17 protein-coding genes are annotated in these 18,939 nt (G+C 39.8%); 5 read left to right on the top strand and 12 right to left on the bottom strand.

The genetic code is table 11. The features are described 5' to 3' along the window. Nucleotides 1–168: 168 nt before the first annotated feature. Complete coding sequence (locus ACZ9AO_RS13955; protein ID WP_476109268.1) at nt 169–2,142, top strand: S9 family peptidase; 1,974 nt, start codon at nt 169–171, stop codon at nt 2,140–2,142. Nucleotides 2,143–2,184: 42 nt separating this feature from the next. Here ACZ9AO_RS13955 and ACZ9AO_RS13950 read toward each other — a convergent pair whose 3' ends face one another. From ACZ9AO_RS13950 to ACZ9AO_RS13920, 7 genes are all read right to left on the bottom strand, one after another. Further along, entirely contained in the window at nt 2,185–2,616 is a 432-nt protein-coding gene (locus ACZ9AO_RS13950; RefSeq protein ID WP_105718815.1) for a CBS domain-containing protein, read from the bottom strand. 80 nt (nt 2,617–2,696) lie between these two features. Further along, nucleotides 2,697–3,533: an MBL fold metallo-hydrolase gene (locus tag ACZ9AO_RS13945; RefSeq protein WP_476109267.1), complete on the bottom strand. Its 837-nt coding sequence runs from the start codon at nt 3,531–3,533 to the stop codon at nt 2,697–2,699. Between the two features lie 388 nt (nt 3,534–3,921). Further along, on the bottom strand, nt 3,922–4,902 hold the full coding sequence (locus ACZ9AO_RS13940; protein ID WP_476109266.1) for an ABC transporter permease: 981 nt from the start codon (nt 4,900–4,902) through the stop codon (nt 3,922–3,924). Further along, a complete protein-coding gene (locus tag ACZ9AO_RS13935) occupies nt 4,895–5,806 on the bottom strand; it encodes an ABC transporter ATP-binding protein (RefSeq protein ID WP_251539996.1) in 912 nt (303 codons plus the stop codon). Before ACZ9AO_RS13935 ends, ACZ9AO_RS13940 begins: the two co-directional genes overlap by 8 nt. Further along, nucleotides 5,803–6,597 carry an SGNH/GDSL hydrolase family protein gene (locus ACZ9AO_RS13930; RefSeq protein ID WP_430114562.1) on the bottom strand — a complete coding sequence of 265 codons (795 nt, stop codon included), beginning with the start codon at nt 6,595–6,597 and terminating at the stop codon, nt 5,803–5,805. Before ACZ9AO_RS13930 ends, ACZ9AO_RS13935 begins: the two co-directional genes overlap by 4 nt. 481 nt (nt 6,598–7,078) lie before the next feature. Further along, the gene (locus tag ACZ9AO_RS13925) at nt 7,079–8,275 is read right to left on the bottom strand and encodes an MFS transporter (protein WP_226990377.1); all 1,197 of its coding nucleotides are present in this window, start codon (nt 8,273–8,275) and stop codon (nt 7,079–7,081) included. Nucleotides 8,276–8,340: 65 nt separating this feature from the next. Continuing rightward, a complete protein-coding gene (locus ACZ9AO_RS13920; protein WP_476109265.1) occupies nt 8,341–10,473 on the bottom strand; it encodes a PAS domain S-box protein in 2,133 nt (710 codons plus the stop codon). 373 nt (nt 10,474–10,846) lie between these two features. Between ACZ9AO_RS13920 and ACZ9AO_RS13915 the strand changes: the two genes are divergently transcribed. Then, nucleotides 10,847–11,761, top strand: coding sequence for a YitT family protein (locus ACZ9AO_RS13915; RefSeq protein ID WP_226990376.1), 915 nt, complete (start codon nt 10,847–10,849; stop codon nt 11,759–11,761). Between the two features lie 83 nt (nt 11,762–11,844). Here ACZ9AO_RS13915 and ACZ9AO_RS13910 read toward each other — a convergent pair whose 3' ends face one another. From ACZ9AO_RS13910 to ACZ9AO_RS13895, 4 genes are all read right to left on the bottom strand, one after another. Then, the gene (locus ACZ9AO_RS13910) at nt 11,845–12,039 is read right to left on the bottom strand and encodes a cold-shock protein (RefSeq protein ID WP_034307294.1); all 195 of its coding nucleotides are present in this window, start codon (nt 12,037–12,039) and stop codon (nt 11,845–11,847) included. Nucleotides 12,040–12,893: 854 nt separating this feature from the next. Continuing rightward, entirely contained in the window at nt 12,894–13,100 is a 207-nt protein-coding gene (locus tag ACZ9AO_RS13905) for a cold-inducible protein YdjO-related protein (protein ID WP_034307297.1), read from the bottom strand. 124 nt (nt 13,101–13,224) lie between these two features. After that, nucleotides 13,225–15,351: a DNA helicase RecQ gene (gene recQ, locus ACZ9AO_RS13900; protein WP_251540212.1), complete on the bottom strand. Its 2,127-nt coding sequence runs from the start codon at nt 15,349–15,351 to the stop codon at nt 13,225–13,227. Between the two features lie 378 nt (nt 15,352–15,729). After that, a complete protein-coding gene (locus ACZ9AO_RS13895) occupies nt 15,730–16,545 on the bottom strand; it encodes a 3D domain-containing protein (RefSeq protein WP_063593767.1) in 816 nt (271 codons plus the stop codon). Between the two features lie 257 nt (nt 16,546–16,802). On the opposite strand from ACZ9AO_RS13895, the gene ACZ9AO_RS13890 reads away from it, so the two are divergent. Genes ACZ9AO_RS13890 through cotJC form a run of 3 tightly spaced genes read left to right on the top strand, consistent with a single transcriptional unit; the run spans nt 16,803 to nt 17,885 of the window. Next, nucleotides 16,803–17,036, top strand: a complete 234-nt coding sequence (locus ACZ9AO_RS13890) for a spore coat associated protein CotJA (protein WP_048679115.1) — start codon at nt 16,803–16,805, stop codon at nt 17,034–17,036. Continuing rightward, nucleotides 17,037–17,303, top strand: coding sequence for a spore coat protein CotJB (locus ACZ9AO_RS13885; protein WP_034307303.1), 267 nt, complete (start codon nt 17,037–17,039; stop codon nt 17,301–17,303). 12 nt (nt 17,304–17,315) lie between these two features. Next, nucleotides 17,316–17,885 (top strand): spore coat protein CotJC, encoded by a 570-nt coding sequence (cotJC, locus tag ACZ9AO_RS13880; protein WP_034307306.1) that lies wholly within the window; start codon nt 17,316–17,318, stop codon nt 17,883–17,885. Nucleotides 17,886–17,930: 45 nt separating this feature from the next. Here cotJC and ACZ9AO_RS13875 read toward each other — a convergent pair whose 3' ends face one another. Next, a complete protein-coding gene (locus ACZ9AO_RS13875; protein WP_133346910.1) occupies nt 17,931–18,803 on the bottom strand; it encodes a CvfB family protein in 873 nt (290 codons plus the stop codon). Between the last annotated feature and the right edge of the window lie 136 nt (nt 18,804–18,939).

Raw genomic sequence — 18,939 nt, 5'->3', positions numbered from 1 at the left:
TATAAGTTTTTTGCCTATATAGCCAGATAATCCGTCCTGATAAAAAGGCCGGATTATTTTCATTTCTTTCGTCCTTGATAAATAAACATGACGCGTTTACCATTTACTAAAGGATTTTATTTCTCTTTAGCGAAATACATAACTATGAGAAATGAAAGGGTGAAAAGGATGAACAAAATAGGTATAACAGCAAGAGATTTATTTCACTTGAAATCAGTAACCGATCCAAAGCTATCACCGGATGGCAGCATGGCGGTTTATGTCCAAACCAGAATAGATGAAAAAACGGAAAAATACATTTCCAATCTGTTTATGTTCAGCCTGATTACGAATGAAACAAAGCAATGGACGTTTGGGAATAATCGTGATACATCACCAGCCTGGTCCCCCGATGGCAAACATATCGCCTTTATATCAGAAAGATCAGGAAAAAAACAAGTCCACATTATCGGGAGCATTGGCGGGGAAGCTCGCCAGCTCACCCATTTCGTTAACGGCGCATCAAAGCCTATTTGGTCCCCTTGTTCCACCAAGTTACTGCTTTCTACCGGGTTAAAGGAAGGCGAAAACCTTAATACGGTCAAGGAAAATGATCTATCCAAAGAAGTTAATAGGTATGACCGGATCAAGTATAAATGGGATGGGAGAGGCTATTTTGATCAGTTGTATCAGCAGCTTGTAATAGCGGACATTTTTAAGGGAGAATTCACATTGCTGACGGAAAACAATATTGATCATCTTCCGAATGCGTGGTCTCCAGACGGACAGCGTATTGCATTCATAAGCGGGGATGCAGAAAGAAGTGATGATGAACTTTTTTCAGATATTTTCATCATGGATCTTGATACGAAATCTTTAGAGAAAATTACGGATAGTACAGGTTTCTTTAGAGATCCTAAATGGTCTCCAAATGGCGAATATCTATCTTTCATTGGCCATAATAAAGAATTTGCAGGTGCCACCTTTTCAAATATCTGGTTATATTCCATCAAGGACCAAACGACTCAGTGTTTGACCGACGGGTGGGACGTGCAAATTGGAGATTCCGCAATAGGGGATTTCCAAATCGGAGCCGTCGACCCAGGTATTTTGTGGACAAACGATAGTCAAGGTTTTTACTTTTTAATAAGTGATTATGGAAATACCGGAGTATATTATGGTTCCATTGAAGGAGCTATGTATCCATCAATCCTTGACCCGCAGCATATATACGGCCTGACTATAGATCCCGAAAGCCACCGTGCTGTCGTGGCCATCAGTACACCTGTTCATCCTGGCGATCTCTTTGCATATAACCTTACCAATGGTGATAAGGAACAAATCAGTTTTGTTAATGAGGATTTTTTGAAGGATAAACATTTGTCCATGGCTGAACCCATTACTTTTCCATCAGTCGATGGGCTTACCATTCACGGCTGGATCATGAGACCGAACCGTTTTAATGGTAGTCAAAAATATCCGCTCATTTTAGAAATCCACGGCGGACCGCATATGATGTATGCTAATACCTATGTTCATGAATTCCAGACCTTGGCTAATGAAGGGTATACTGTATTGTTCACTAACCCGCGCGGGAGTGTAGGATATGGCCAAGACTTCGTAAACGCATGCCGTGGCGACTATGGAGGCATGGATTATAAGGACTTAATGGCTGGAGTCGATCACGTTCTAGCTACGTATGATTTTATAGACGATGAAGATTTAGGGGTATCCGGAGGAAGTTATGGAGGATTCATGGTAAATTGGATCATCGGACATACCAACCGCTTCAAGGCGGCTGTGTCTCAGCGTTGTATCAGTAACTGGCTAAGTTTTTATGGGGTCAGCGACATTGGCTATTATTTTACAGAGTGGGAAGTTGGCGGCGATATCATTAACTCTGCTGAAAAACTCTGGCAGCACTCTCCATTAAAATATGTTTCCAATGTGGATACGCCTTTACTTTTACTTCACGGAGAAAAGGACTTCCGCTGTCCCATTGAACAGAGCGAGCAATTTTTTGTCGCTTTAAAACGGCAAAATAAAGAAGCCGTACTTGTTTCATTCCCAAATGAAACTCATGAGGTATCGCGAAGCGGATCTCCAAAAATGCGCCTGCAACATGTTGAGGAAATCAAGGGCTGGTTCAATAATTATCTTTAAAAACCAAAACTCTGTTAGCAATAGCTAACAGAGTTTTGGTTTTTAGTGCTGAATTTGATCTCTGTCTTCGGAAATTGAACTTAAAGCATCTCCCGCCATTGAATTTGTCTGTTGGTGTACAGCAAGATCACCTAATGCAACGACACCGACCAGCTTTTCATTCTCAATGATAGGGAGCCTTCTGATTTGTTCGGTAGCCATTAACTCCTCAGCTTCCTCCACTGACATATCAGGCGTACCTGTTACAAGATTAGTGGAAATGACATCGGTAATTCTAGTCGAGTTCGGCTTTTTCTCGGCAACACAGCGAATGACGATGTCCCTGTCTGTAATGACACCGATTAAATGGTTATTCTCCAATACAGGAATGACACCAACATCATCATTCTTCATTTTGACTGCTGCTTCATATATATTATCTTCCGCAGTGCAACAATCAACGTCTGTTGTCATGATATCTCTTAAATTAGTCACGAAAATCCCTCCATTTTTCATAAGTTGCTTGTTTATTTTTGACTTCTGTAGAGAAATTATTCATTAAACACGGTCACCCTTCATTCCACATATTTCCCATGATCCGGTTTAGCTAATGAATCGAATTCCTTTGCAAGCTTCGCTAAACCCATTTCCAGTTCTTTCCCTTCAACAGGATACCCGTGCCCCGTTATGGCAACAGCGGGCTTCAGACTTTCCAATAGACGTACCGATTCTTTGGCAGCCTCCCAATCGGTTGTTAAATACCGCGGCGGTCCTGCTATTTCTTTCTCCTGAGTGATAACCTTGTATAGGGAATCTTGCCTGACATTCACAAAAGCATCTCCAACAATCAAACTTCGGTCACTTTCACGGAAAAGTGAAATATGTCCTTTCGAATGGCCTGGGGTGTGAACCCATTTCCAATCACGAAGCCCGGGAACACTATGATCATTAGGCAATGGCTGAACTTTTTCATCAAGGTTGATTCCCTCATTCGGAAATATCGATGAGATTTTGGCGACCATCCCCCCTTCAACAGTTGGATCCGGTTCGGGATAATTTTCCTGTCCCGTTAAATAAGGCATTTCTTTAATGTGTGCATAAACAGGAGCCTCCCAATACTCCATTAACTCAATAAGTGCACCAACGTGATCGAAATGTCCATGTGTCAAAATAATTGCAGCAGGTGGTTTTTGCGGTCCGTATATTTCTTCAGCAGTATTCTTTATTGCCTCTGCTGAACGCGGCATCCCTGCATCAATCAATACCCATTTACCATCTTTGTGTGACCCTACAAAAATTACATTAACGATTTGGACGGACAGACAATATATACCCTCATTTATTATCTGTACATCTCCACTGGAAATTGAAGTCATTGGCATGAATTTTTCATTCAAATGATTATCATCCATTTATAATCCTCCTATTTTGAACATACTGTTTTTTAAAGGATACCCTGTACGAGAATATAAAAAACAACCTATAATTTATATAGGCTGTTCAGACTGCAGGCAAATTCGAAAGCGAGCCTACAATTTTTTTGAAAAGATGGAGTTGATTACAGAAATCCGCTCCCTTTACGCCGACTGTCTGCCAAGCCTCCTCGACGCAAGCGTCTGTGGGGTCTCGGCTAGCCAGTTATTCGGCTGGAGTGTCGCAAATTTTCTTCCATCCATTGAGGGTTTCAGTTCATATAAAGTAAAATTTCATGTGGATAATCAGGTCTTGTTTTAAAAGCGACACTTCCGAACCAATTATGTCAACAAACTGAAACAACTTATAATTTCTATAGGCTGTTTCTCAGTATACATCCCTCCGGGTAAATACTGTAAAAGATACAATTAAAGCAAGCGCCCACCAAACGAGCAGAGTAATGACGGAGGATAATAAAGTCATCCCTTCTATTGGCGGAGCCGTTCCGCTAATATAAGCGGTCAATTTCAAATTCACCATAAAGAAATATTTCGCTGATTCCCATGATGAAACCATATTGTTCAATATAGCTCCGGAAATCAATGCAGCCAGCATGATGCCCATGCCTGCAGGGGTGCTTCTCACCAGTACCGAAAGCATGAAAGAAAGGGTCCCTACCACAACCGCCACCAGCCAGACAAGTCCCAAATCCATCAATAGGAATTTCCATTGTTCCACTAGCCTTACTTGACTGACATCCACGTCAGCACCCTTCAATTCAAATCCGGTTATTACAGGGGCCCCCCAACCTTGATATCCGAAAACGATACCCGATAATAGGTAAGACAATAAGGCTGTCACCCCCACGATAATCGAAACCGATAATAATAATGTTACATATTTGCTCAATAAGATTTTCCAGCGCTCCACTGGCCGTGTCAGCAAAAGCTTGATTGTCCCTTGACTATTTTCGGAAGAAACCATATCACTAGCCACAATCATGATTAACAGCGGAATGAACAAATCGATTGCATTTTCCAAAAACATGCGTGTAAAAGTGGCTGCGCCTGGTTCTGAGGGATTGATATTATGATCGAGATAATATTGCTGCTGCTTCAGACTAACTTGCAGCTGTTCACGCCACTCATCGAGCATCCTATTGGAGCCCAATCGATTTTGAGTATCAATGATTTGCTGCTGAAGAGCTGCACGCCAATCATCAGTTCCCAACTTCTCCCGCTGCTCTTCCACTTGTTTGTATTGGGCATATGTAAACATCAGGACTAAAATTCCAACGATGAGACCGATTATGATTAACCGTTTCTTTGCCAGCAACTTCATCATTTCATTTTGGACCAAGTTATTCAATGCCCGCACCTCCCCCCGTAACTTGCAAAAACAATTCTTCCAATCCCGGGAGCTTTCGATTCATTTCATGCACCCTCACGCCTGCTTGGTTAAGAGCAGCATTCCATTCAGGTGTCTTAAGTTCATCATAGGCTGTAATGATATATTTTTGATCTAAGGTAATTTCGGTGAAGCTGCTAAGTATTTCCGCGCCCTTTTGAATAGGTTCCACCCGCCAAAATATCCGCTCCTGCGTGGATAATAAGCTCTCGACTGTATCCGTTTTAATAATTTCCCCACCTTTAATGATTGCGACCCGGTCACAAAGTTGCTGGATTTCACCTAACAAGTGTGAGGAAACCAGAACGCTCATACCTTCTTCTTCAGCCAACTTTCTGATGAATTGCCGCATTTCACGGATTCCGGCAGGATCTAGCCCGTTAGTCGGTTCATCCAAAATCAATAGTTTAGGTCTGTTCAGCATGGCCTGCGCGATTCCTAAACGCTGCCTCATTCCTAACGAATAGGTCTTCACTTTATCGTGAATTCTCGCTTGCAAACCGACGAGTTCAACAACCTCGTCCATTCTTGTTTCATCAACATCAGGTAACATTCTTGCAAAGTGGAGCAAATTATCCCACCCGCTCAAAAATGGATATAACTCTGGATTTTCGACGATGCAGCCCATTTGCTTCATAGCCTTCGTAAAGTCCTGACGAACATCATACCCGCATATATGGATGGAACCCGAGGTTGGCTTAATCAAACCGACCAACATGCGGATCGTCGTCGTCTTGCCTGCTCCATTCGGTCCTAAAAAGCCGAAAACTTCCCCTTCATTCAGCTCAAAATCAATTCCTTTAATAATTTCCCTTTTGCCAATCCTTTTTTTCAAGTCCCTGACAGACAATGTCACCTGTTTCATCGTTCCACATCCTCCCATTTTATTAAAGGAGCAACTCTATCAGCAATTAAACGATATCCCTTCTTATTGGGGTGAAATTTATCTGAATACAAATACTCATTTACCGACAATTGAAATAAATCAAAAGTTGGAACGAAAATTGCATTTTCATAAAGAGCCACGACTTCCGCCGTTTCATTATTCCAATCCCGTACGATACGGTTCGTATCAAAGTCTTCATCCAAATCTATAAACGGATTATACAGCCCAAGCAACAAAATGGTAGCTGTATCATTGACTTTATTGATATCCTTAAAAATTTCATGTAAATTTCCCAAGAAACTCTTTTGTGATACAGTAATAGCTTCACGATCATATTCAAGCAGGGTCTTGCCTTTTTGAAATAAATCGTTACCCCCGATTGTAACTAAAATAACATCAGCAGCCTGGATTTGGCGCTTCACTTCCGGTTGTCTCACTTGCTGTACCAATTCTTTAGACACTTGTCCATTAATTCCGAGGTTATGAATGATTGGTTTTCTATTGTATTCACTCTTTAAATCTTCAATAACAAGTCCAACGTAGCCTTTCCCTGTTTCATCACCTGTGCCGCGGGTCAATGAATCGCCTATCGCAACTACCGTAAAATCATCGGGAAAATCATTTTTTTTAATGGCGGTTTCTTCAATCACTTCCTTATCGGAAGTTCCCTTTCCATAATGGTCCGTAATCGCCCATCCAAGACAAAATAAAAAAAACAGGCCGATAAAAGCTGATGCGATGGTAATAGCCAACACTTTTGGTTTGCTCAAAAACACTCACCCTTCCATTCATTCTCTATCTTCCATTAAATCATATTATTTCCAAAAATAAAAAACTGATTGTTTTGGTTAAAATTACCAATATATAAAAGCATATCTATTATTAACTTACCGCGGAAAGGGACTACAAAAAGGGTTCTCTCTAAATTTTAAACAAAGTTGATTGGAGCGGGTGGTCCGAGACTTCTGTGGGAAAAGCGTGTCCAAGGGAGACCCGGCAGGCGAAAGTGCCGCGGAAAGCGAGTGCCTTTCATTCCAATCAACGTGTAAATTGTACAAACCCTTAAAATATTGGGGACAAATCCATTATCAGCGAGTTTGTCTACTGAGGGATTTTAATGAACCCATACGCCCTTTCAAAGAATGTTCATTCTACTTGATCATTTAGCCTGCTTTCTCTCAAATTTGTAAATAGAATAGAGAAAGACCTCTTCACCATGATAGGCAAAGAGGTCCCTCGCTTTATTTTCCATCATTTTTCTATTATACCTATGGGTTTCCCCATAACTTTTAATTTTTTTTCATAACTCATGAGCCATATTGTAAGCAGCATTCCGATCAGCGTGAGTAAACCATAAAATAAATAGACCGCATATATTCCTGATTTATCCAAGATTATTCCGCCGCTGAAGGTACTGAACCAGTTACCCAATCCATTGCCTATGGCGGAATAAAGCGTTATTGCCGTTACTGTAATACGTACAGGGACAACTTCCCTGATATATTGTAAAGCTGCAGGAATGAATAAGCCAAGTGAAAACCCTTGAATGATCGAAGACACATATACGGTAGCCAAACTCGGTTCGGTGAAGTACAAAACCCAGCGGACCAATGAGGCCGTTCCAGCCAATAAGGTAATTGGCAGCAGGCCTATCTTATGAATCCAGGTACCTGCGATTCTCATAAAGGGGATTTCCGATAATACAGCTAAAAGGAACGCAATGCCAATTCCTGTATATGTCCCTCCCCTTGCCTCTACAAACAAACCGTAGTATACATTATTTGCAAGATTAGGACCAAAAAGCAAGAACGTTATAGCTAGAAAGATAAGGAATCGTTTCATGGTGATCAATTCTTTCATTCCGCCGAAAAGCTTCACCTTTTCCCCAGGCGGCTCTTCGGGCAAACGAAGAGCCAGACTAGCCGAGATCAAAAGACCGAAGAAAAAAGCATAAAATATCACGGAAGGACCCATGAAGGATTCAGATAATTTTCCCATTACAAAAACAGCCACACCGTAACCAAGTGATCCGAATAAACGGATTTTCCCATAATTCGATTTGATCTTCGTTGTATATTGAAGGGTGATGCTATCTGAAACAGGTATTATCGCACTTTGAAAAATAGCCAAAGCGACAGCAACGGATACTATAAGTAAATAATGATCGAACAGCAAGTAACCTAAACCGAATACACCAGCAAGCAACGATGTCATTGCCAGTATTTTTGCCGGTCTCCCGCTCCAATCACAGACAATTCCCCAAAAAGGTTGAAAAACGATCATCACTATCGGTCCAACAGACATGATCGTACCGATTTCAATACCTGACAAACCTGCCTCATTGGCTAAATAAACGCTTAATAGCGGTGTTAAACTTCCTACTGCAAAAAATGAAAAAAGGTAAAAAACCTTCAAGCTAATGATATTGACTTGCTTTTGTTTTTCCAAATCCAGTTCCCCCATGCAGACATCTTATACAAAGTTGTTGTTTTTTTTCATAGCTTCCTATTAGGCTAAATAGGGAGCACAATATTAAAGACTGTACCTTTATTGACCTCGCTCTCGACAAAGACATTTCCGAAATGGCTTTCTATGATTTTAAAGCTGATCATTAAACCTAACCCATTACCAGATTTTTTCGTTGTGAAAAATGGTTCTCCCAGTCTCTTAAGCTGCTCTGGCGGAATCCCAATTCCTGTGTCGGTAATGGATATTTGCACTTTATCCTCTTTAATTTCAGTCATGACTTTTATGAACCCACCGTCAGGCATAGCTTCCATACCATTTTTAATGAAGTTCAATATGACTTGTTTTAATCGATTCTCATCACAACGAACGAAGATCTCTTCGTCATTACAATCCGAAATCAGCGTGATGTTCTTCTTCCTGGCTTCAAACTCCGTCAAAGATACAACGTTTTTAATGATTGGCACAAGATTCTTCATCTCCAAATTCAAGGCCTGTGGTTTGGCCAATTGTAGGAACTCTTCAACTATCTCATTCACACGATTGATTTCGTCCATGATTATTTCCAGATATTCTTGTTTATTTTCGTCCGTTTCATCCAATTGCAAAAATTCCGTATACCCTTTCATGGAGGTCAACGGATTGCGTATTTCATGTGCCACTCCAGCAGCAAGCTGACCGACAGCGGCTAATTTATCCTGCCGATGGAGCATCTCTTCCGATTGTTTACGCTCGGTTATGTCATATCTAATGGTTAAATACTGAAATGGTTTACCTTCTTCGCTGAAAAATGGAACAATTGTTGTATCGACCCAATAAAAACTGCCATCTTTCGCCTTGTTTCTAATTTCACCTTTCCAAACTTTGCGTTCACGGACGGTCATCCACATTTTTTCAAAGAATTCCTTTGAGTGGTATCCAGAATTAACGATCTTATGGGTCTGGCCTATCAATTCACCTCTCCCATAACCAGAAACCTCCGAGAACTTTTCATTCACTTCGATAATGACTCCTTTATCATCGGTAATCGCCACAATCAAGGATTGGTTGATTGCATAATGCATATCTTCCAGTTCTTTAATTGACTCCTTTAAAGCACTTTCTGCTTTTTTACGACTGGAAATATCCGAACGGATGGAAATATATTGATATGGTTTACCCTTTTTCATAAAAGGAACGATAGTTGTATCCACCCAATATACATTACCATCTTTTGCCCGATTGCATATTTCACCATGCCATGTTTTCCCTTGGCTGATCGTTAGCCATAAGTCAGTGAAAAATTCTTTCGGATGATGACCAGAATTGATTATGGAATGATTTTTTCCTATTAGTTCATGTTTTTCATATTGTGATATTTCCAGGAATTTTTCGTTAACATATGTAATGATCCCATTTGCATCCGTGATGGCGACGATCGCCGATTGATCTAAAGCATAACGGATATCGCTTACAGTATTATCACTTTTTGCTAACCGCCGGCCCACGATCGTACTTGAAGCTATCAAGCTGGCAAGGATGAATAATGAAACGAAGCATGTAAGATAAAGCATAAATGGAGTGAGTGGAACAAATTCACCCGCTTCATTTTTCGCGTTCATCGGTAACACCCTTACAAAAAGATAATAGCCTTCAATGATTGCACCACTCATCAAAAGAGTACTGACTGGTTTTAGCGAAGATTGACTTAATTTATTAAAATGAAATAATATGGCAAGTGCTGCTACAAATAAAATAAAGATGCTGAAAATCGTACTGAAGACCGATAATGGGTTAAAGTGCAAAGAGTGGTTTAATGAAGATGTTCCCATTATATAATTGGATAATATGGCCATCGTAAACATGAAACCGCAAAAAACGATCTGCAGGACTTGTGTTTTATACGAAATGGCCAATAACCCAACCCCTGCGAGAGCGATCGCTAATGCTAACGAAAAAATTATTGTAGAAAAGTTGTATGCTGCCATTCCTGAATTATCGAGGGTGAAAATAACAACAAAATTAAGCGTCCAAATAGCCACTCCCATAGAGCAGCTGCTCCCTATATACACAAGGCGTTTATATCTCTTTATCGTCAGTAATGTTGTCAGTAAATCCAACGCCGTATAACAAGCCATTATTATCAAAAGTACTGCAATCATAAAGAGAACAGGATTTGATGCTACAATTGATTGTTCCATTTTTTTACTTGATCACCTCAAACGTTCTATTCTCCTATATTGTAAAGGAAATTCATAGTACCTCAAAGGTTTTTTATTTCCTTATTCCTATATATTTACACATCGATTCTTTCAGTTCACCCCATATCTCAAGAAAATGCAGGTTTCTTTCATAAATTCAATAAAATTAGAAATACTATTCTTTTGTATGGAGTAGAATAAGAATACACGGTAATGACAAGCATTAACAACCCTGTTTCTTCATTACAGGACGTTATCAATGATACCAATAATTATTCAGGACTATATGAATCAGAATGTTAATTTCTTTATTTAATTATACCTATAGGTTTATAATTAAATAGAACCTATATAGAGAGAAGGAGTGGGTGGCATGATTATGTCAGACCTGGCAGGTGCAAGTACAACAGAAATTATGCAAAAGAAGACCCAGCATAAAAAATTAACACTGAGACAAATTTTACAGAGAGGTCTATTAATTACAATCGGTGCGGTTTTGATGGCTGTCGGCCTCGAGATTTTTTTAGTGCCGAATAACGTAATCGACGGGGGCATAACGGGTATATCGATTATGTTATCTTACATCACTGGATGGAAGCTCGGAATCTTTCTTTTCATTTTGAATCTTCCTTTCTTTTTTATCGGTTATAAACAAATCGGCAAAACCTTCGCATTATCTACCCTTTATGGAATTTTAATCCTTTCCATAACCACTACATTGCTTCATCATGTACCAGCTTTCACTCAAGATATCCTCCTAGCGTCCGCTTTCGGCGGAATGATTCTTGGCATTGGTGTTGGAATGGTCATTCGATATGGCGGCTCTTTGGATGGTACAGAAATACTTGCTATACTCGCTAGCAAGAAGCTCCCTTTTTCCGTTGGGGAGATCGTCATGTTTTTCAATTTATTCATCCTTGGCAGTGCGGGCTTCGTATTCTCGTGGGATCGTGCCATGTATTCGATCATAGCTTACTTCGTGGCATATAAAACGATGGATATCGTCATCGCAGGTTTGGACGAATCCAAATTTGTCTGGATTATCAGTGATGAATTTAATGATATTGGTGATGCCATAATGAATCGCCTTGGACGGGGCGTAACCTTTTTAGCTGGTGAAGGTGCATATTCCGGTGATGATAAAAAAGTCATCTTTTGTGTAATAAACAGGCTTGAGGAAGCTAAACTTAAAGAGATAGTCAAAAGCTTCGATCCATCTGCATTTCTTGCTGTAGGGGATATCGCGGAAGTCCGAGGCGGTCGATTCAAGAAAAAAGATATCCACTAATCATTCATCTGCTTTTTGCTTCATCCAATTGGCAGAAAGATAAAAAAAGCTGAAGGGAATCCCCTTCAGCTTTTTTTATAGCCTTAATAGTTTCTTGGATTGTTAATTGCTTGAAGCATTCTGGTGCCGGGTTTCATCTCGCTGCTACATAACGGACAAACGTGTTCATCATTACTTGTAAAGTTATCGCGAATCCAACCTTTGCAATCTTCTGATGTACATTCCCACACCTTTGTTTCTTCAGGAATGATTTCTTCCGTATTATTTCTTCTATACATATATCTCACTCCTTAGAATTGAATTGACTCCGTCCTGCATAACAGATCACAAGCCATAAAGATAAAAGAAGAATAGATGGCGTTTAATCTAAATTGTGAGTAAATAACCATTCGCAAATCTAAGTATGATCATTGTTCTTTCAACCAAACTTTTTGAATGGTAAGAACTTGAGATTACGGCATGAATTTTTCATATCTCAGTTACCATTATATCATATATATGCTTTATATATTTGAGGAAAGATTCTAAAAAGAAAGTATTCCCCAAAATGAAACACAGTCCCGGACTTACCCTTCAGATAATCGAGACTGCGCCTGTTTAAGAATCCATTCCATATGGTTCTTCCTGCTCGTTCGTTGAACATTTCAAATCGAAGCGAGCACGAGAGTAATTTTTAATGCCAAAACCTAAAACAATGAAAGCCCTGCCTCTCTCCCATCCATACGGTTCCTAGACCGTGCCTGCGAGAATCAGATAAAAGCTTGTAAGTACATGTTTATTAATTAAAACCGTCCGTAATTCCAATTGGGTAGATTAAATTCCAAAAGACAAATGGTACATAGAAGTAAGTTAATGAAGAACAGAAATGGATCGAGGAAAATACTTGGTGATAACATGTATTTCTTTTTTCTAAATATGTTTAACTTGTTTCTACTTCATCATGAAAATGATGAAAAATTATTTTATTAATAAAAATGTTACTTTAAATTACCCTCCAGTGCATTCTTTTCATAACACTGAAATTTAATAATATCATACATATCTTTATATGTAAAGCATTAATCCAAGATAAAAACACTGCACCATCCTTCCTTCTCAAAATAAAAAATAAAGAGGCTATGATTCACCTCTTTTATTTAAACGCATTATACTCATTTTCAATTTTTGGGAGCTCCCTGATTTCTTCAACCAATTGACTTCCACACATTGGGCAATCATAGTTTTCCGAGGCAAAATCTTTTCTCATCCAACCATTGCAATCCGCTGATCCGCATGCATATACTATCGTATCTTCCATAACTATTTCTGGTTCCTCTGAATTCTTTTTACCAAAATACATGAGCAACCTCCTCTTTTTTATAAAGACTCTGATTAAAGGAGCGAAATTTCACCTTTTTATCATTCCTAGTATACGCATTAAACCAAATTCTTATTTATTCAATGAAGAAATTATCCAAAAAACCTTAACACCTTTCGTTTTCCAGCCCTGCTTTAACCAAGATCGCTTTGATCATAAAGTAGGAAATATGTTCGGGCAGAGCTTCTTTAAGTGGTTTCAATTTTTCTGAATCCAATTGTTTCGCAGTTTCCAAAACAAGATCAAACTCTTTATCCAAGAAAATCTCATCCCATTTAATATCCAAGTTTTCTTCTGCACACTTTAATAAATGATTTTCAATTGAAATGGAAGACAGCCCTCTCAATGCCCCTATTTCCTTAATTGATTTGCCTTCCTGATATAAGCGATAGCTCTCTAAGTGAGATGGTTTAGTCGTTCGCTTTACCGTTTCCTTTGTAATCATAGTATTCGTATCTAATTCAGGATGTGCCTGTACATACTTGGAAATACCTTGTAAGAATAGATTTCCAAAGCGTTCGAATTTCTGTATGCCTACCCCTTTGACTTCCAGGAATTCCTCTTCAGTCCTCGGCAGTTTGACGGCCATATCTTTCAAAGATGCATCGGAAAAAATAATGAATGGAGGTACATTTTCCTTGCTTGCCAATTCTTTTCTTAACTGTCTTAGCTCTTCGAACAATCCATGATCTGCGCTGATGCTGTTTACTTTTTTTATTTCCTTACGCAGGACTTTTTTCTGTCCCAATAGCACTTCCCTGCCTGCATTGGTAACCTTGAGTACCGGAAACTGGCCGCCTGTCATTTCTATGTACTGTTTTGCTGTCAGGAAATCAATGAAATCACCAACATCCTTCGCAGTTTGATCATTGATGATACCATAGGTTGAAAGCTTCTGGAATCCGAACTCTTCAATTTTCTTATTGCGTGATCCCGTAAGCACTTGGGAAATCATCGTTTTACCGAATCGCTCACCCATTCGCAACATGCACGAAAGGACCATTTGTGCCTGTGTAGTTACATCAACTGAGTCACGTTTATCTGTACAATTTTCGCAATGACCGCAATCTTCAGGGTTTTCTTCTCCAAAGTATCGCAGAATGAATGCTTGCAAACACCCTTCGGTAAAACAATAATCCTTCATTCTGTTCAATTTCTTCAATTCCTGGGATTGCCACTCCTGAGAGGGATTTGATTGATCAATCAAGAAACGCTGTATCTGCATATCCTGAGGGGAATATAAGAGGATACATTCACTATCCAAACCATCCCTCCCTGCACGGCCCGCTTCCTGATAATAACTCTCCATGTTCTTTGGAGTTTGGTAATGGATGACGTATCTAACATTCGACTTATCGATTCCCATCCCGAAGGCAGATGTCGCTACCATCAAGGGAACGTCATCACGAATGAATTGATCCTGCTGTTCCGACCGTTCTTTTTCATTCATGCCAGCATGATATCGACCTGTTTTGAATCCGGCTTTAATAAGCTTGGCATACAAGGAATCGACTTCTTTCCTGGTGGCTGCATATATGATACCCGATTCATTTTTGTTTTTCTCCAAATAGCGCATTAAAAACCGTCCGCGATTTTCTTCTTTCACAACGGAAAAGAACAGGTTATCTCTAGAAAATCCCGTGGAAACTGTATGCTGTACAGATATTCCGAGCGACTGACATATATCATCGGTCACATGCGGTGTGGCAGTTGCCGTTAATGCCAGTACAGTCGGAGCAGATGGCATGTTTTTCAATAAGGTTTTGATTTTTAAGTAGCTTGGCCTGAAGTCATGACCCCATTGAGATATACAGTGGGCCTCATCAATGGCAACCAAAGAAATGTCCACATTAAATAGATCCTGTTGAAATGCAGGATTTTCCAAACGTTCAGGTGCCACATAAACCAGCTTATATCTACCGTGCTTAATATCATTCATTCTATTGGATGATTCTAACCCAGAAATGGAGCTATTAAGAAACGTGGCATCAATTCCATTTTGTTCGAGGGCATCTACTTGGTCTTTCATCAAGGAAATAAGTGGGGATATTACGAGTGTTACACCTGGTAACAGAAGGGCTGGAATTTGGTAACATATTGATTTACCTCCGCCAGTAGGCATGATTCCCGCTGTGTTTATTCCTCCTAAAACCTGTTCGATAATCTGTTCCTGACCTTTTCGGAATGACTCATAACCAAAGTATTCTTGTAAATAATCACGTGCTTTTTCCATCAATTTATTACTCCTCCTTTTTCCCTTGCAAGGATTTATAAGGATCTATTTCTTTCATTGTACCTGCTTTTCCTGTGAACCAAAAGGACTAAAAAAACAGACACATTATGTTTGTGTCTTCATTTTTTTAGGATTTGTACAATTTGGACGTTGATTTTCCTCTCCAGGCACTCCGTTTTCCTTGGGCGGACCGCCCTCGGCGCCTTTGCGCCTGCGGGGTCTCCCCTGGACACGCTTTTCCCGCAGGAATCTCGCACACCCGCTCCAATCAACTTTGTTTTAACTTTTAGATAGAATCCTTTTGTCTACAAACTGAAAGCAGACACAATATAACTGTGTCTGCTTTTTCAATATATAAACATGTTTTGCATGGTTAAATTAATTCAGGATTTGCACTTTAACGTCTTTAACGCCCCAATTCACGGCATCCTGTTCGTTTGGAACAAATATGTCCACTCTATTCCCTTTGATGGCACTGCCTGTATCGGCTGCCGTTGCGTAGCCATAACCTTCAACATAAACCTTTGATCCTAGCGGAATGACTGATGGGTCCACAGCAATCACCTTTGCATCTGGATTAGCTTTCAAGTCCACTCCTGTTGCTGTTGTTCCGCTGCAGCCTTGACAATCAGCCGTATAGGCGGTTGCACTAACAGTAATCTCTTTTCCAGATTCTGCTTGATCTTGGGATTCATTGTTTGAATCTGCTGGTTCCGATTGTTCAACCGGCTTTGTTTGTTCTGCTGGCTTAGATTGTTCTGCTGGTTCGGATTGCTCTGCTTGTGCTGCTTGCTCTGATTTCTGTGCAGGCCCTACACTTGCAGCTTCGACTTTATTAGCTGCCGGTTTAATGACAATTTCTTGACCAGGATGGATTGTATCTGAACTTAAACCGTTCCAAGATTTAATATCATTTACCCCTACATCATATTTGTGTGCAATTCCCGATAATGTGTCCCCTGACTTTACTTTATAATGCTCTTCTTGAGAAATATGTATGGTTTCTCCGGCATAAATCGCGTCTGAAGACAAATCGTTCCAAGACTTAATATCTTCTACTGATACTTTATATGTTTGAGATATCCCCCATAATGTGTCTCCATCTTTCACTTTGACATCTTCTGCTTGTACCGGAATTGTGAATGCACCGGATATAGCAGCCGCTGCCGCTAACGATAAGATTGATTTTTTCATATGTTGTTACCTCCTTGTGAGCTGCTTTATAAGCTACGAGTTAAATCTTAACATAGTTTTTTTCTATACAAAGAACAAACAGATAAAGAATAGATGACAAACATCACAGTAAGATAACGGGACTATAACAAGATTTTATAATATTCTGAAAAAACATCATTTTCCATATAATTTCCTTTCCAGGCCAGAGGAGTCATATTATGCATTACCGAGGCATAAAAATTAGAGGCTATATCTTTACAAAGGAGGTATTTTTTGTGACTCGCGAAAAGACTTTTACCCTAGTTAAGTCATATAAACCTTTCCATAGTAAATTCGATCCGTGTCCCCCTATTGGGAGAAAGTATTACAGGACACCTCCTAATTTGTATATTAATTTTCAACCGCCCAATATGGAGCAGTTCACACCGGAAGAAGCTTTGAAATACGGTACACTTTGGAAATTCTTTTATGATTTTTATGATAATCCATATCGGGAAAGGGAGACGTAAATGAATAAGAAACTGGATGATGAATATTATCAGTTGCTTGAACAAATACAGGCTGCCGATTTCGTACTTGTCGAGTTGACTCTTTATTTGGATACACATCCTAACGACCAGCAGGCTTTACAGCAATTCAATCAATTTCATGAATACTCCCAACAACTGAAATCGGTTTTTGAGCCTAAATATGGTCCATTATTGGGATTTGGAAACAGTCCAGGCGGTGAAAATAAATGGGAATGGGGCCAAGGCCCTTGGCCATGGCAGGTATAAGGAGAGATAGCTATGTGGGTTTATGAAAAGAAGCTGCAATATCCAGTTAAAGTAAGAGACTGCAATCCTCGATTGGCTAAATATTTAATAGAACAATACGGGGGTGCTGATGGTGAGTTGGCTGCAGCACTCCGATACTTAAATCAACGATATACAATTCCTGATAAAGTGATTGGCCTGCTTACGGATATCGGAACTGAAGAATTTGCCCATCTCGAAATGATCGCCACGATGATCTATAAGCTTACAAAAGACGCCACTCCTCAGCAGATGGCTGCAGCTGGCCTAGGTGACCATTATGCCAATCATGATAGTGCCCTTTTTTATCATGACGCAGCAGGAAATCCATTTACGGCCACATATATCCAAGCCAAAGGCGATCCGATTGCAGATTTATATGAAGACATCGCCGCTGAAGAGAAGGCCAGAGCAACCTATCAGTGGTTGATCGACATCTCGGATGATCCTGATATCAATGATTCACTCAGGTTTTTGCGTGAGAGGGAAATTATCCATTCGATGAGGTTTAGGGAAGCTGTGGAGATTTTAAAAGAAGAAAAAGGTAAAAAGAAGTTTTTTTAATGAAATTCACATAAAAAAAGCAGCGGAGAAAATCCGCTGCCTTTTTCATTTACGGTCTGAAGAATATGTCCATCCATCTTCCTGGTAAATTTTTTCTTCCTTCATCAGTTTACCGAGAGCACGCTTGAACGCTCCCTTGCTTAAACCGAAGTGAAACTTTATATCATCAGGTGGCGTTTTGTCGCCATAAGGCATTGCACCGCCGCGATTCATTAAATAAGTGAAAATGACATCAGCATCTTCCCCCATTAAATCTTGTTTAAAGGGGATTAAAGAAACGTTAAGCGTTCCATCTTCTTTACTATCAATGACGCGCCCTTCAACTAATTCACCAAGGCGGGGCTCCTCCTTGCGTTCACTTTCGTGTATGAAACAGCGGTATCCTTCTTCTGAAATAAAGAAAGAACCAACCATAAGCAAACGATAGACATTTCCCTTAATACTGGTGTTTCGGACTCCTTTCAAAGGAGCTGTCACTGCAATCTCCTGAATGACATCTTCCGTTGCAAGTTTACCAAACAGGCGGTCATGACGATCTGTCTTAAGGGATACATATAGACGATCACCAACCTCAGGCCATAAACGATCAATATTCGGAAGGTCGTCCAGGGATACAAGAATATCTTTGGAAAGACCGATGTCCACAAAAACACCCAGTTTCCTTTTCACATTGACAACTTCCGCCCAGCCATACTGATCAATCTGAATTTCGGGTATCTTCATTGTCGCTGTTAGCCTTGCTTGTTTGTCATGGTAGATGAACACAGTTACTTCATCGCCAATCTCAAGTTCCGTTCCTTCATTCATTTCATTATGATGAAGTAAGACATCTTCTGAACCATCCGTTAAAAACCATCCGAAATCAGCCTTACGTTCCACTTCTAACTCTACAGCCATGCCGGCCTGAATTTTTTGCATGAATAAAAATCCTCCTGTAACTTACCTTTACCTACAATTGTACCCAATTATTTATTTTTCCAACATATTTGAATTTATCATTTTTTTGATGTTCTGTATACCTATTACGGTTTTTTATTTTTTAACCCTTGTTTTC

It is taken from the genome of Peribacillus sp. TE19612 (assembly GCF_056279465.1).
The sequence above is the reverse complement of the archived record's forward strand: the minus strand, read 5'-3'. Positions and strand labels throughout refer to the sequence as shown.